Origin of the sequence: Phycicoccus jejuensis (assembly GCF_044797865.1) — a bacterium.
Classification (GTDB): Bacteria; Actinomycetota; Actinomycetes; order Actinomycetales; family Dermatophilaceae; genus Phycicoccus; species Phycicoccus jejuensis.
This window is the reverse complement of record NZ_CP085209.1, coordinates 2,569,015-2,583,261: the sequence shown is the minus strand read 5'-3', so window position 1 is coordinate 2,583,261 and position 14,247 is coordinate 2,569,015. Positions and strand designations below refer to the sequence as shown.

At 75.4% G+C, this 14,247-nt stretch carries 13 protein-coding genes and 1 riboswitch; of the genes, 10 read left to right on the top strand and 3 right to left on the bottom strand.

Annotation, left to right across the window (positions count from 1 at the left end; translation table 11 throughout):
• Positions 1–141: 141 nt before the first annotated feature.
• The gene (locus tag LG324_RS12270; protein ID WP_404348231.1) at positions 142–1,299 is read right to left on the bottom strand and encodes a MalY/PatB family protein; all 1,158 of its coding nucleotides are present in this window, start codon (positions 1,297–1,299) and stop codon (positions 142–144) included.
• 83 nt (positions 1,300–1,382) lie between these two features.
• Between LG324_RS12270 and LG324_RS12265 the strand changes: the two genes are divergently transcribed.
• The 10 genes from LG324_RS12265 to gcvP all read left to right on the top strand — a co-directional run bounded on the left by LG324_RS12265 (position 1,383) and on the right by gcvP (position 10,015).
• Complete coding sequence (locus tag LG324_RS12265) at positions 1,383–1,979, top strand: CDP-alcohol phosphatidyltransferase family protein (protein WP_207021737.1); 597 nt, start codon at positions 1,383–1,385, stop codon at positions 1,977–1,979.
• A complete protein-coding gene (locus LG324_RS12260) occupies positions 1,976–2,869 on the top strand; it encodes a DUF881 domain-containing protein (RefSeq protein ID WP_404348228.1) in 894 nt (297 codons plus the stop codon). Before LG324_RS12265 ends, LG324_RS12260 begins: the two co-directional genes overlap by 4 nt.
• Positions 2,866–3,198 (top strand): small basic family protein, encoded by a 333-nt coding sequence (locus LG324_RS12255; RefSeq protein ID WP_030529150.1) that lies wholly within the window; start codon positions 2,866–2,868, stop codon positions 3,196–3,198. Before LG324_RS12260 ends, LG324_RS12255 begins: the two co-directional genes overlap by 4 nt.
• Positions 3,195–3,965 carry a DUF881 domain-containing protein gene (locus tag LG324_RS12250; RefSeq protein ID WP_036830361.1) on the top strand — a complete coding sequence of 257 codons (771 nt, stop codon included), beginning with the start codon at positions 3,195–3,197 and terminating at the stop codon, positions 3,963–3,965. Before LG324_RS12255 ends, LG324_RS12250 begins: the two co-directional genes overlap by 4 nt.
• 27 nt (positions 3,966–3,992) lie before the next feature.
• Positions 3,993–4,379 (top strand): glycine cleavage system protein GcvH, encoded by a 387-nt coding sequence (gene gcvH, locus LG324_RS12245; protein WP_030529152.1) that lies wholly within the window; start codon positions 3,993–3,995, stop codon positions 4,377–4,379.
• A gap of 106 nt (positions 4,380–4,485) precedes the next feature.
• The gene (locus LG324_RS12240; protein ID WP_030529153.1) at positions 4,486–4,944 is read left to right on the top strand and encodes an FHA domain-containing protein; all 459 of its coding nucleotides are present in this window, start codon (positions 4,486–4,488) and stop codon (positions 4,942–4,944) included.
• Between the two features lie 10 nt (positions 4,945–4,954).
• Positions 4,955–5,638 carry a MerR family transcriptional regulator gene (locus LG324_RS12235; RefSeq protein WP_404348224.1) on the top strand — a complete coding sequence of 228 codons (684 nt, stop codon included), beginning with the start codon at positions 4,955–4,957 and terminating at the stop codon, positions 5,636–5,638.
• A 42-nt stretch (positions 5,639–5,680) separates the two neighbouring features.
• A complete protein-coding gene (locus LG324_RS12230) occupies positions 5,681–6,172 on the top strand; it encodes a bifunctional nuclease family protein (protein ID WP_030529155.1) in 492 nt (163 codons plus the stop codon).
• Between the two features lie 159 nt (positions 6,173–6,331).
• Complete coding sequence (locus LG324_RS12225) at positions 6,332–6,919, top strand: MerR family transcriptional regulator (protein ID WP_030529156.1); 588 nt, start codon at positions 6,332–6,334, stop codon at positions 6,917–6,919.
• A gap of 50 nt (positions 6,920–6,969) precedes the next feature.
• A riboswitch (glycine riboswitch) is annotated at positions 6,970–7,066 on the top strand.
• A gap of 72 nt (positions 7,067–7,138) precedes the next feature.
• Complete coding sequence (gcvP, locus tag LG324_RS12220; protein ID WP_404348220.1) at positions 7,139–10,015, top strand: aminomethyl-transferring glycine dehydrogenase; 2,877 nt, start codon at positions 7,139–7,141, stop codon at positions 10,013–10,015.
• Between the two features lie 4 nt (positions 10,016–10,019).
• Here gcvP and LG324_RS12215 read toward each other — a convergent pair whose 3' ends face one another.
• Both LG324_RS12215 and LG324_RS12210 read right to left on the bottom strand, forming a co-directional pair.
• Positions 10,020–13,019, bottom strand: a complete 3,000-nt coding sequence (locus LG324_RS12215; protein WP_404348218.1) for an AAA family ATPase — start codon at positions 13,017–13,019, stop codon at positions 10,020–10,022.
• Positions 13,016–14,188 carry an exonuclease SbcCD subunit D gene (locus tag LG324_RS12210; protein WP_404348216.1) on the bottom strand — a complete coding sequence of 391 codons (1,173 nt, stop codon included), beginning with the start codon at positions 14,186–14,188 and terminating at the stop codon, positions 13,016–13,018. Before LG324_RS12210 ends, LG324_RS12215 begins: the two co-directional genes overlap by 4 nt.
• Between the last annotated feature and the right edge of the window lie 59 nt (positions 14,189–14,247).

Here is a 14,247-nt window from a genome sequence, read left to right as displayed (position 1 = left end):
CCTGTCAGCCCGAGCCGGCGCGTCCGTGAAGTTCCGCGTCGTCACGGTGACGGCGCGGAAAGTCGCCGCGGACGGGGATGCATCCGCGTCCGCGCGGAACTTCCGAGCCATCACGGTGATGACCCGGAAGCTCGGCGCGGATCAGCCGACCACGGTGGCCATCCGCCGGACGGCCTCCTCGAGGATGGCGGGCGAGGTGGCGAAGTTGAGCCGGACGAAGCCGCGGCCGGCCTGCGCCCCGTAGCGCGGCCCGGAGCCGAGGGCGACCCGGCCCCGCTCGCGGAAGGCGGCGGCCGGGTCGTCGCCGAGGTCGAGCGCCCGGCAGTCGAGCCAGCCCAGGTAGGTGGCCTGCGGCACCGTCCAGCGCACGCCGGGCAGGTGCTCGGCGAGCAGCCGGCCGACGAGGTCGCGGTTGGCCGTCAGCTCGGCCCGCAGCCGGGCGTGCCAGTCCAGGCCGTCGCGCATCGCGGCCACGTGCGCGATCTCGCCGAGGTGCGAGCTGCCGTGGGTGTGGACCTCGGGCAGCCGGGCGAGGTCGTCCTGCGCCTGCGGGCCGGCGACGACGACCGCGGACTTGAGGCCGGCGAGGTTCCAGCCCTTCGAGGGCGAGAAGACCGCGAAGGCGTTCTCGGCGCCGGGGACGGTCAGGTAGGGGGTGAACGCGGGCCCGTCGTCGTGGACGAGCGGCGCGTGGATCTCGTCGGCGACGACGCGCACACCGAACTCGCGGGCGAGCGCGGCGAGGGTCGCGAGCTCGTCGGGGGAGTGGACCGTCCCGGTCGGGTTCTGCGGGTTGCACAGGAGGTAGCCGACCCGGCCGCCGCCGGCGGTCGCCTCGCGGAACGCCGACCGCAGCGCCTCCGGGTCCAGCCGCCCGTCGGCGCCGAGCGGGGCGTCGACGCGGCGCCGGCCGATGGCGTCGACGAAGCCGAAGAACGAGTCGTAGACCGGCGGCGAGACGACGACCGCGCCGCGCTCGTCGGTGAGCATCCGCAGGACCTCGCTCGCGCCGATCATCACGTCGGTGACGACGAGCATCGACGACGGGTCGACGTCCCAGCCCCAGGTCTCGCCGGCGTAGCGCGCGACGTCGCTGGCGTAGCGGGGGGCCCAGCCGTAGCCGGTGTCGCCGCGCGAGACGGCGGACGCGACGGCGTCGGCGACCGCGGGGCACGGGTCGCAGTCCATCTCGGCCACCCACAGGGGCAGCACGTCGGGCGGGTAGGCGAGCCACTTGACGCTCGTGCGGTCGCGCCGCAGCTCCGCCTCGGAGGCCCCCAGGATGCTCGTGGTCGTCATCCCGCCACCCTAGGTCGCGGACCCGCGCCCGACCGGCGGGGCGACGGCGCGCCGACCGGCCACCACCCCATACAGTGGCGCGCATGACGCACGAGGGGTCCCCGGCACCGGCCAGCTCCCGGGTCCTCACCCTCCCCAACGTCCTCAGCTCGCTGCGCCTGGTCGGGGTGCCCGTCTTCCTCTGGGCGATCGTCACCGAGCACGACGTCCTCGCGCTCGTGCTCCTCATGGCGTCGGGCGTCACCGACTACCTCGACGGCAAGATCGCCCGGGCCTGGGGCCTGGAGTCGCGCCTCGGCCAGCTGCTCGACCCCGTCGCCGACCGGCTCTACATCGCCTCGACGCTGCTCGGCCTCGCCTACCGCGACATCCTCCCGTGGTGGGTCGTCGTCGTCCTCTTCGCCCGCGAGGCGTTCATGGCGGTCGTCGTGCTCGTGGCCAAGCGTCACGGCTGGGTCGGGCTGCCGGTGCACTTCGCCGGCAAGGCCGCCACCTTCAACCTCCTCTACGCCTTCCCGCTGCTCCTGCTGGCCGACGGTGACGGCACCCTCGCCCGCGTCGCCGAGCCGGTGGGCTGGGGCTTCGCGTGGTGGGGGATCGTCCTGTACTGGCTCTCGGCGTTCATCTACGCCGCGCAGCTGCGCCACCTCCTCGCCCACGAGCGGGCGGTCCCGGCGTGAGCGCCGCGGGCGAGCGCCGACCGGACGCGTCGATGACGCTCATCCGGACGATGATGGAGCGCCCGCTCGACCCGGGGTACGCCGCCGCCGCGGCCCGCCGGGAGGCGGCCGGCCTGCCGGGCTCGACGTCGCTGCGCGCGCCCCGGCTGCTCGCCGCGACGCTCGCGCTCGGGCTCGTCGTCGGGGTGGCCGCCTCCAACCTCACCGCCCCGGACACGCCGCGCTCCGCCGCCCGCGCCGACCTCGTGCGCCAGATCGAGCAGCGCCGGACGCAGGTCGAGCAGCTGTCGGCCCAGCAGCAGGGCCTCCAGGCCGAGGTCTCCACGCTCGAGGCCGCCCAGCTCGGTCCCTCGGCCGCGGGCGGTGCCCGCGGCCGGACCCTGGCGCAGGCCGTCGGAGCCGTCGCGATGACCGGCCCGGGGATGGTCGTGACCCTCGACGACGCCCCGGCCGGCGACACCGGCGACGGCACCGACGGCACCGAGGAGCAGCGCGTGCTCTCCAAGGACCTCCAGTACGTCGTCAACGCCCTCTGGCAGGCGGGGGCGGAGGCGGTGAGCATCAACGGCAACCGGATGACGTCGGTCTCGGCCATCCGCTTCGCGGGGTCGGCGCTCGTCGTCGACTTCCGGCCGCTGGCCCGCCCGTACCGGATCACCGCGCTCGGCGACCCGCGCTCGATGCCCGCCGCGTTCGCCGACGGCGTGGGCGGCAGCTACCTCTCGACGCTGCACTCGACCTTCGGCATCCGCGCCGACACCGACGTCTCCCAGGACGACCTCACCGTGCCCGCCGGCCGGGGCCTCACGCTGCGCGAGGCGACGCCGGTGGATACTGGGGCGTCCCCGAGCGGCGGGGAGCGCAGCGACCAGGAGGAGGGCCCGTCGTGATCCCTGCCCTCGGCCTCGCCGTCGGCGTCCTCGTCGGCCTGCTCCTCCAGCCGACCGTGCCGGTGTGGCTCCAGCCCTACCTGCCGATCGCGGTCATCGCGGCCCTCGACGCGGTGTTCGGGGCGGTGCGCGCCATCCTCGACGGCATCTTCAGCGACAAGGTCTTCGTCGTCTCGTTCCTCTCGAACGTCGTCGTCGCCGCGTTCATCGTCTTCCTCGGCGACAAGCTGGGGGTCGGCAGCCAGCTCTCCACCGGCGTCGTCGTCGTGCTCGGCGTCCGGATCTTCTCCAACGTCGCGTCCATCCGGCGCCACCTGTTCGACGCATGAGCGAGCCCCACGACTCCACGCCGACGGGACCCCGGGACGCGCGCCACGCGTGGGCCCGGCTGCGTCGCGCCGGCTCGCCGCGCCCGAGCCGCTCCAACCTCCTCGCGATGCTCCTCGCGCTGGCGCTCGGCTTCGCGATCATCGCCCAGGTGCGCCAGACCTCCATCCAGGGGCTGGAGACCCTCCGCGAGGACGAGCTCGTGCGCATCCTCTCCGACGTCGACCAGGACGGCGACCAGCTCTCCGGCGAGGTCCGCGACCTGCAGTCCTCGCTCGAGCTGCTCAAGAGCCGCACGACCGGCGAGCAGGAGGCCCAGCGCGCCGCCCAGGAGCGCCTCGACGCGCTCGGCATCCTCGCGGGTACGGCACCCGCGAAGGGCCCGGGCATCCTCCTGCGCATCGAGGACCCGCAGCGCCTGGTCCGCCAGAACCTCCTCCTCGACGCCGTCCAGGAGCTGCGGGCCGCCGGCGCCGAGGCGATCCAGGTCGGGGACGTGCGCGTCGTGGCCTCGACGTGGTTCGCCGACACCGACGGCGGCGGCATCTCGGTGTCCGGGTCCGAGGTGACCCCGCCCTACGTCATCCGGGCCATCGGCGACCCCAACACCCTCGCCGGGGCCATGCAGATCCCCGGCGGCGTCACGGCCACCGCGCGCCGGGCCGGCGCCGAGGCCTCCGTCGACATCCGCGACGAGGTGGAGGTCGACGCGTTGCTGAGCGTCACCACGCCTCAGTACGCTCGCCCCGTACCCACGAGCACCCCCTGACGCGACCGCGTCCGAGACAGGAGAACCATGAGCGACCTCGAGTACCCCGCCGGCCTGCGCTACACCGCCGAGCACGAGTGGGTCCGCGAGGAGGACGGGGTCGTGCGCATCGGCATCACCGCCTTCGCGCAGGAGGCCCTCGGCGACGTCGTGTACGTCAGCCTGCCGGCGGTCGGTGACTCCGTCGTTGCGGGCGACACCTGCGGCGAGGTCGAGTCCACCAAGTCGGTCAGCGACCTCTACGCGCCGGTGGCCGGCGAGGTCACGGCGGTCAACGACGCCCTCGACGCCACCCCGGAGCTCGTCAACTCCGACCCCTACGGCGAGGGCTGGATGTACGAGCTGCGCCCGTCGGACGCCGCGGCCGTCGCCGCGCTGCTCGACGTCGACGCCTACCGCGCCCAGCTCTCCTGATCACTGCCCTGCGCAACCGGTTTCCCCCGGGACCGGGACTTCCGCGCCGACGTGATCTAGGGTGGCAGGTCCCGGCGACCGCCGACGGAGAGGGTGGTAGGACGACATGACTGGCGACGAGCGCGGCGAGCAGCAGCAGCCGCCCGTTCCCGAGCCCACGACGATGCGCCTGCAGGCGGTCGAGGGGACCCGGGTCGAGCCGCAGAGCGAGGCCGAGCACGTCCTCACGAAGGCGGACCTCGCCACCGTCGAGGCGCTGCGGGCGGGCACGGCCCTCCTCGTCGTGCTCCGCGGGCCGAACACCGGCGCGCGCTTCCTCCTCGACGACGACGAGGTCGTCTCCGGTCGTCACCCCGACAGCGACATCTTCCTCGACGACGTGACGGTCTCGCGCCGGCACGCGGTCTTCCAGCGCTCCGGCGGGACCTTCGTCGTGCGCGACGTGGGCTCGCTCAACGGGACGTACGTCAACCGCGACCTCGTCGACGAGGCGGAGCTGTCGACGGGCGACGAGGTGCAGATCGGCAAGTTCCGGCTCGTCTTCTACGCCTCGGCCCAGGCCTGACGCCCCCGCCGTGCGACCCCTGACCATCGGGGCGGTCGTCGCGGCCCTCGCCGAGGACTTCCCGGACGTCACCGTCTCGAAGGTGCGCTTCCTCGAGGCCGAGGGTCTCGTGACGCCCGAGCGCACCGGGTCGGGCTACCGGCGCTACACCGAGGCCGACGTCGAGCGCCTGCGCTACGTCCTGCGGGCCCAGCGCGACCTGTTCTGGCCGCTGCGGGTCATCAAGGACTCGCTCGAGGCCCTCGAGCGCGGCCTGGTGCCGGACGGCCCGGGTCGCCCGCCGGTCGTGCCCGACCCTGCGGCGGACCCCGCCGTGCCCGCCGTCGCCGAGCTCGTCGAGACCGGCACCCCGCTCCGGCTCACCCGGGCCGAGCTCGCGACCGCCGCGGGCCTCGACGCCGGTCTCGTCGCCGACCTCCTCGACCACGGCCTGCTGCGTCCGGGGGCCGACGGGATGCACGGGCGCGAGGACCTGCGCGCCGCCCGCGCGGCCGCGGGCCTGGCCCGTTTCGGCGTCGAGGCCCGGCACCTGCGCGCGGCGCGGACCGCGGCCGACCGCGAGGTCGGGCTCGTCGAGCAGGTGACCGGCGGCCTGCGCGGCGAGGACCGGCGCCGCGCCGCCGCCGAGGTCACCCACCTCGTCCTCACCCTCCACACGGCGCTCGTACGTGCCGGCCTCGACACCTCCGGATGAGCGCCCGGGCACGGCGTCGGGGTCGCGAGGTACGGTGACGGGGTGAAGCTCATGGACGTCCTCGGCGTGCGGGTCGAGATGCCGGGCAACCAGCCGATCGTCCTGCTCCGGGAGCGCGACGGCGTCCGCTACCTGCCGATCTGGATCGGCGCGGCGGAGGCCACGGCGATCGCGTACGCCCAGCAGGGTGTCGTGCCCCCGCGCCCGCTCACCCACGACCTGCTGCGCACCGTCATCGACGACCTCGGGCACACGCTGACCCGGGTGCGGATCGTCTCGCTCCAGGACGGCGCGTTCCACGCCGCGCTCGACATCGACGGCGGCGGCGAGGCCGGCGGCACGACGATCGACTCCCGCTCCTCGGACGCCATCGCCCTCGCGCTGCGCGCCGGCGCCGACATCGTCGCCGAGGAGGCGCTCCTCGACGAGGCCGGGGTCGAGATGGCCGAGAGCGAGGACGACGAGGTCGAGAAGTTCAAGGCCTTCCTCGAGGACGTCTCCGCCGACGACTTCGACACCGAGACGGGGTCCTGACCGCGACACGCCGGTGAGGGTACGGGGCCTGCGGTCGTTGACCGCCGTCACAGCCGCCCCTACTGTCACACCAGTCACAGAAGTGGCCGGGAGAGTGACGTCGATGTCATTCCCGGGCGTATCGTCGTCCGGAGCAGCCGGCACCATCAGGAGGTAGGCGTGGGCTCCACCGGAGAAGCGCGACAGGGCGGCACCCCCGCGCCCGTCGTCGCGCAGGGCGTGCTGTTCGCCGACGACCTGCCCCAGCTCGACGACGAGGTCGGCTACCGCGGCCCCACGGCGTGCAAGGCGGCCGGCATCACCTACCGCCAGCTCGACTACTGGGCGCGCACCGGGCTCGTCGAGCCCTCGGTCCGCTCGGCGGGCGGCTCCGGCACGCAGCGCCTGTACGGCTTCCGCGACATCCTCGTGCTCAAGGTCGTCAAGCGGCTCCTCGACACCGGGGTCTCGCTCCAGCAGATCCGTGGCGCCATCACCGTGCTGCGCGCCCGTGGGGTCGACGACCTCGCCGGCATCACCCTCATGAGCGACGGCGCCTCGGTCTACGAGTGCACCTCGAACGACGAGGTCATCGACCTGCTCCAGGGCGGCCAGGGCGTGTTCGGCATCGCCGTCGGCAAGGTCTGGCGCGAGGTCGAGGGCACGCTCTCGGACCTGCCGAGCGAGCGGGCCGCCTCCGAGGGCGGTGCCGAGGCGATCCAGCCCGGCGACGAGCTCGGCGCCCGCCGCATCGCCCGTCTCGCCTGAGTCCGCCACCCCGGCCGCCGGCGCCTCCGGTGGTAGGTTGACCCTGCCGCTCACACCGTGCGGGAGAGTCCCCGGCACTGCCGGCCGGGGCGCCGAAGGGGCAATTCTCCCCAGAACCTCTCAGGCGCAAGGGACCGCACGGGACAGGCACCTCTGGAGGGTCCACCGACCCGACAGAGGGGGAGGACGTCAGCATCGTCTGCCCTCCGGAGGACCTTCGTGAGCACGCCAGCCCTTCCCGCCTTCGCCGCCCGACACATCGGCCCCCGCGAGTCCGACCTCGCCGGGATGCTCAAGGTCGTCGGGCGCGAGTCGCTCGAGGACCTCCTCGCCGCCGCCGTGCCGGACGGCATCCGCTTCGAGGGCGCTCTGGACGTCGAGGCGGCCGGCTCCGAGGCCGCCGTCGTCGCCGAGCTGCGCGAGGTCGCGGCGCGCAACCGCGTCGTCCCCTCGCTCATCGGCCTCGGCTACTACGGCACCCTGACGCCCGCCGTGATCCAGCGCAACGTGCTCGAGAACCCCGCCTGGTACACGGCGTACACGCCCTACCAGCCCGAGATCTCGCAGGGCCGTCTCGAGGCGCTCCTCAACTTCCAGACCGTCGTCGCCGACCTCACGGGCCTACCGACCGCCGGCGCCTCGCTGCTCGACGAGGGCACCGCCGCGGCCGAGGCGATGACGCTGATGCGCCGCTCGTCGAAGGCCGCCGCCGACGCCGTGCTCGTCGTCGACGCCGCCGTCTTCCCGCAGACGCTCGCCGTCGTGCGCACCCGCGCGGTGCCGCTCGGGCTCGACGTCGTCGTCGCCGACCTCACCGAGGTCGCCTCGGCCGAGGCGCTGCGCGCCGCCGCCGGCGACCGCGACGTCTTCGGCGTCCTGCTCCAGTACCCGGCCGCGGACGGCCGCCTCCACGACCTGCGCGCCGTCGCCGACGCCGCGCACGAGGCCGGCGCGCTCGTCACCGCCGCCGCCGACCTCCTCGCCCTCACCCTCGCCACGCCGCCGGGGGAGTGGGGCGCCGACGTCGCCGTCGGCACGACCCAGCGCTTCGGGGTGCCGATGGGCTTCGGTGGCCCGCACGCCGGGTACATGAGCGTGCGCGCCGGGCTCGAGCGCACGCTGCCGGGCCGGCTCGTCGGCGTCTCCGTCGACGCCGACGGCGCGCCGGCCTACCGCCTGGCCCTCCAGACCCGCGAGCAGCACATCCGCCGCGAGAAGGCGACCTCGAACATCTGCACCGCGCAGGTGCTGCTCGCCGTCATGGCGAGCATGTACGCGGTCTACCACGGCCCCGACGGCCTGCGTGCCATCGCGCTGCGGGTGCACGCGCACGCCGTAGCCCTCGCCGACGCGCTGCGTGCCGCGGGCGTGGAGGTCGCGGACGTCCCGTTCTTCGACACCCTCGCCCTGCACGTCCCGGGGCGGGCCGACACCGTCGTGGCCGCCGCCCTCGCCGAGGGGGTCAACCTCTGGCAGCACGACGACGACACCGTGTGGCTGAGCGTCGACGAGACCACCGACACGACCGTGCTCGGCAAGGTCGCCCGCGCGCTCGGCGCCACGGCCCCCGAGCGGGTCGAGGTCGCGGCCCCGGCGTGGCCCGAGGCGCTCGTGCGCACCTCCGAGTACCTCACCCACCCGGTCTTCTCGGCGCACCGCTCCGAGACCGCGATGCTGCGCTACCTGCGCCGCCTCGCCGACCGGGACTTCGCGCTCGACCGCGGGATGATCCCGCTCGGCTCCTGCACGATGAAGCTCAACGCGACGACCGAGATGGTCGCGGTCACCTGGCCCGAGTTCGCGAACCTGCACCCCTTCGCACCGCACGAGCAGACCCGCGGCATCCGCGGCCTCGTCGACGAGCTCTCGCAGTGGCTCTGCGAGGTCACCGGGTACGACGCGGTCTCGCTGCAGCCGAACGCGGGCAGCCAGGGCGAGCTCTCCGGCCTGCTGGCCATCGCCGCCTACCACCGCGCCAACGGCGACGACGAGCGCCGCGTCTGCCTCATCCCGAGCAGCGCCCACGGCACGAACGCGGCGAGCGCGGTCATGGCGGGGATGAAGGTCGTCGTCGTCGGCACCGACCCGGTGTCGGGCAACGTCGACCTCGACGACCTGCGCGCCAAGATCGAGCAGCACCGCGACACCCTCGCCGCGATCATGGTCACCTACCCCTCCACGCACGGCGTCTTCGAGGACACGATCACCGAGCTCTGCGGGCTCGTCCACGACGCCGGCGGCCAGGTCTACGTCGACGGCGCCAACCTCAACGCGCTCGTCGGGCTCGCCCGGCCGGGCAAGTTCGGCGCGGACGTCTCGCACCTCAACCTGCACAAGACCTTCTGCATCCCGCACGGCGGCGGTGGCCCCGGCGTCGGCCCGGTCGCGTGCCGTGAGCACCTCGCGCCGTACCTGCCGAACCACCCCCTCGACGCGGCGGCCGGGCCCGAGACCGGCGTCGGTCCGGTCGCGGCGGCGCCGTACGGCTCGGCGAGCATCCTGCCGATCTCGTGGGCCTACGTCCGGCTCATGGGCGGTGAGGGCCTGCGGCACGCCACGGAGGTCGCCGTCCTCAACGCCAACTACGTCGCCGCGCGGCTGCGCGACCACTACCCGGTGCTGTACTCCGGCGCCGACGGCCTCGTCGCCCACGAGTGCATCCTCGACCTGCGCGGCATCACGAAGGAGACCGGCGTCACCGTCGACGACGTCGCCAAGCGCCTCGTCGACTTCGGCTTCCACGCCCCGACCATGTCCTTCCCCGTCGCGGGCACGCTCATGGTCGAGCCGACCGAGAGCGAGGACCTCCAGGAGATCGACCGCTTCTGCGACGCGATGATCGCCATCCGCCGCGAGATCGACGAGGTCGCCGCGGGCTCGGTGGCCGTCGCCGACAGCGTGCTGCGCCACGCGCCGCACACGGCCGTCTCGCTGGTCGGGGAGTGGGACCACCCGTACGACCGGAAGACCGCCGCCTACCCCGACGGCGTCGACGCCACGGCGAAGTACTGGCCGCCGGTGCGCCGCATCGACGGCGCGTACGGCGACCGGCACCTCATCTGCTCGTGCCCCTCGCCCGAGGCGTTCGAGGACTGAGGCCCTAGGCCGCGGGGGCGGCGTCGCCGGCACGGACGGTGACGCCGCTCCCGGACACCCCCTTGGTCACGACGACCTGGTGGGTGATGCGCGAGCGCAGGTCGGCGACGTGGCTGACGACACCGACGGCGCGGCCGCCCTCACGCAGCCCGTCGAGCACCGACACGACCTGCTCGAGGCTGTCGTCGTCGAGGCTGCCGAATCCCTCGTCGACGAACAGCGTGCCGAGGTCGAGGCCGCCGACCTCCTCGCGGACGGCGTCGGCGAGGCCGAGCGCGAGGGCGAGGGAGGCCATGAACGCCTCGCCGCCGGACAGCGTGGCGGTGTCGCGGACGCGGCCGGTCCACTGGTCGAGGACCTTGAGGCCGAGCCCGGACCGCGCCCCGCGGGCCGCGCGGTCGTCGGAGTGCTCGAGCAGGTAGCGGCCGGCGCCCATGACGGCGAGCCGCTCGTTGGCCAGGGCGGCGACCTTCTCGAGGCGGGCGGCGAGCACGAACGCGCTGAGGCGCATCCGGAAGGTGTTGTCCGCGCCGGTCCCGGCGACGGTGTCGGCGAGGTCGCGCACCCGCGCGTGGCGCTCGGCGAGGCGCACGACGAGCGCGGCCTGCTCCTCCAGCGCCGGGCGCAGGCGGTCCAGGGCCCGGCCGGCGCGCACGAGGACGTCGTGGGCCGCGCTGCCGGCGAGGGCGGCGCGCCGGGCGGCGCCGTGGGCCTCGACCAGGGCCGGGAGGTCGGGTGCGGGGGAGGCGAGGGCGACCGCGACGTCCGGGTCGTCGAGCACGGTGCGGGCGGCGGCGCGGTCGCGGCCGTGCGCGAGGACGAGGTCGCGCAGCCGGTCCGTCTCGGCGACCGGGAGGAGCGCGGCGACCACCTCGTCGACGGCGGCGAACCCGGCCTCGGCGAGGGCGGCCTCGAGGGCGGCGGCCGCCTCGTCCCGCCGCTGGTGGGCGGCCACGAGGGCGTCCTGCTCGAGGGCGAGGGAGGCGAGCACCCGGTGCACGGACCGGTGGTGCGCCGGCTCGGTGCCGCGGCACGGGCAGTCGGCGTGCGCGGCGAGGTCCTCGGCCAGCCGGTTGCGGACGGACTCGGCCTCGGCGGTGACCTCGCCGAGCCGCTGCTCGAGCGTGCCGAGCGTCGTCGCGGTCTGCTCGACGAGGGTGGACAGGCGCTCGGCCTCCGCCCCGGCCCGGGCCTGCTCGGCGGTGGCCTCGGCGAGACGGTGCTCGGCGGCGCGGGCCTGCGCGAGGGATGCGGTGGCCGCGTCGCGCGCCGCCACCACCGTGCTGCGGTCGGCGCCCTCGAGGACCTCGCGTCGGGTGCGGACGGCCGCGTCGAGGGCGCCGGCGCGGGCTTCGAGCCCGGAGAGCGTGGCGCGCGCGGCGCTCGCCTCGTCCTCGGCGGCGGCCAGCTGCTGCGGCGTGACGGGGTCCGTGGCGTGGGCGGGCCTCGGGTGCTCGGTGCCGCCGCAGACCGGGCACGGCTCACCCTCGGCGAGCGCCGTCGCGAGCTCGGCGGCCATCTCGTCGAGGCGGCGCTGGCGCAGCCCGATGAGGTCCGCGAGCCGCTCGGAGAGGGCGTCGCGGGCCGCGAGCAGCGCCGGGTCGAGGGCCGCCCGCGCGGCCCGGTCGGCCTCGACCTCGTCGAGCAGGGCGAGCCGGCGCTCCTCCTCGGCGACGGCGGCGGCGAGGTCGGTGGTGCGCCCGCCCTCGACGCTGAGCCGGGTGACGAGGGCGGCGGCGTCCGCGGCGAGCGTGCGCGCGGCCGGGAGCTCGAGCAGGAGCCGCGCGTGCCGGGCGCGGAGGGTCTCGGCCCGGGCGGTGCCCTCCGCGAGCGCCGTCCCGAGGTCGCGAGCGGCCTCGGTGTGCCGGGCGACGGCGGCGACGGTGTCGTCGAGGGCGGCGACCTGCTCGGCGAGGAGGTCGGCGTCGTCGCCGACCTCGACCCCGAGGTCCGCGACGCGGCGACGCCCGTCTCCGACGGCGCGCTCGAGGTCGGTGACCTCGCGCCCGAGCCGCTCGACCGCGGCGAGGTGGCCGCGCAGGCCGGCGGCGCGGTCGGCGGCCTCGAGCCGGCGGGTGCGCGCATCGTGCTCGGGGGCGGCGGCCTCCAGCGCGTCGAGCCGTGCCTGCGCCGCCTCGCCCCGGGCGCGGGCCGCGGCGACGGCCCGGCCGTCGGCGAGCGCCTGCTGGGCGGCGCCCTCGGCGCCCTCGGCCGCGTCGAGGGCGGCCAGCGAGTCGGTGAGGCGCTCGGCGAGGTCGGCGGCGACGGCACCGAGCCGGTCCTGAAGCTGCTCGAGGGGGCCTTCGGCGAGGGCGGTGTCGGCGTCGGCCGTCGCGAGCGGCTCGAGGGCGTCCGCGAGCCGCAGCAGGTCGGCGTCCAGCGCCGAGCGGGCCTCGTCGAGCTCCGCGGCGCCGGTGCGACGGGTCTCGGCCAGCCACTGCTCGACGTCGGAGTACACGCCGATGTCGAAGAGCCGCTCGAGCAGCGCGCGTCGCTCCTCGGGCTCGGCGCGCAGGAAGCGCGCGAACTCGCCCTGCGGGAGCAGCACGACGGTGGAGAACTGCTGCAGGCCCATCCCGAGCAGGTCCTTGACGACGTCGGCGACCTCGTCGTGCCGGGTGCTCAGCGCCGCCCAGCGCCCGGACCGCAGCTCCTCGAGGACGACCGAGGGCTGCACGCGGGTCGTGCCGTCGCCGCGGCGCTTGGGGCGGTACCACTCCGGGGAGCGGGTGATGCGCAGGCGCCGGCCGGCGACCGTCACCTCGAGCACGACCTCGGGCGGGGTCCCGGGGTCGGCGTGGTCGGAGCGCAGCGAGCGCCGCGAGCGACTGCCCGGGACGTCGGCGTAGAGCGCGAAGCAGACGGCGTCGAGGAGGCTGGTCTTGCCGGCCCCGGTCGGGCCGTGGACGAGGAAGAGCCCCGCCGACGCGGCGGCGTCGAGGTCGACGTCGACGCGCCCGGCGAAGGGCCCGAAGGCCTGGACCTCGAGGCGGTGGATCCTCACGCCGCGCCCGCTCCCCGGCTCGACGCGACGCCCTCGTCGTCGGCGAGGCCGCGGGCGACGCGCGCCGCGGTGACGGCCTCGTCGAGCAGGCCCCGCTCCTCCTCGTCGGCGGGGCGCCCGCCCCGCACGTGGTCGAGGAAGTCGCAGCAGACGTCGACGACGGAGGCCGCCTGCACCCGCGAGGCGTAGGAGCGCAGCGGCACGGCGGCGCCCTCGGGCTCGAAGCGCAGCTCGAGGGTGTGCGGGAAGCGCCGGCGGACCTGTTCCATCGCGCCGATCGGGCGGGCGGCGTCGGTGAGCGTGACCTGGCACCACGCGCGCTCGGCCGGTGCGTGCCGCGGGTCGGCGAGCAGGTCCTCGAGGGTGCCGCGCAGCACGGCGAGGGGACGCTCCACCGGCGCGTCGACCTCGGTGACGACAGGCTTCGCCCCGCCGAGGTCGACGAGCAGGGCACCCTTGCGGTGGCTGTGCTCGCTGAAGCTCATCGCGACGGGGGAGCCGCTGTAGCGCACGGTGTCGGAGACGCGCTGGCGCCCGTGCAGGTGCCCGAGGGCCGCGTAGTCGACCCCGTCGAGGACGTCGAGCGGCACGGCGGCCACCCCGCCGACGGCGATGTCGCGCTCGGAGTCGCTGGAGAACCCCCCGGAGACGAAGGCGTGGGCCATGACGACGGTGCGCCCCCCACGGGTCGCCGCGTCGGCGCGCACGCGGTCGAGGGCCGCCTGCAGCACCGCGGCGTGGGTGCGCTCGGGAGCGCCGAGGGCGTCGGCGACGAGGGCGGGCTCGAGGTAGGGGAGGGGGTGCACGGCGACGTCGCCGACGAGCACCGGCCGGCCGACGTCGGCCACGGAGGTACGGATGTGCACGCCGGCGCGCTCGAGCAGGCCCGAGGCGAACCCGAGCCGCACCGCCGAGTCGTGGTTGCCGCTGGAGACGACGACCTGCGCACCCGCGTCGACGACCCGCTCGAGGGTCTGCGACAGCAGCGCGACCGTGTCGGGAGCCGGCATCGCCCGGTCGTAGACGTCGCCGCTGACGAGGACGGCGTCGACCCGCTCGGTGCGCACGACCTCGACGAGGTGGTCGAGGTGGGCCGCCTGGGCAGCGAGGAGCCCGACCCCGTGGAACGAGCGTCCCAGGTGCCAGTCGGAGGTGTGGAGGAACCGCACGGGGTCCACGCTAGGAGACGCCCCCGACAGCCCCGTGGACCGAAACGCGGCTCCGGCTT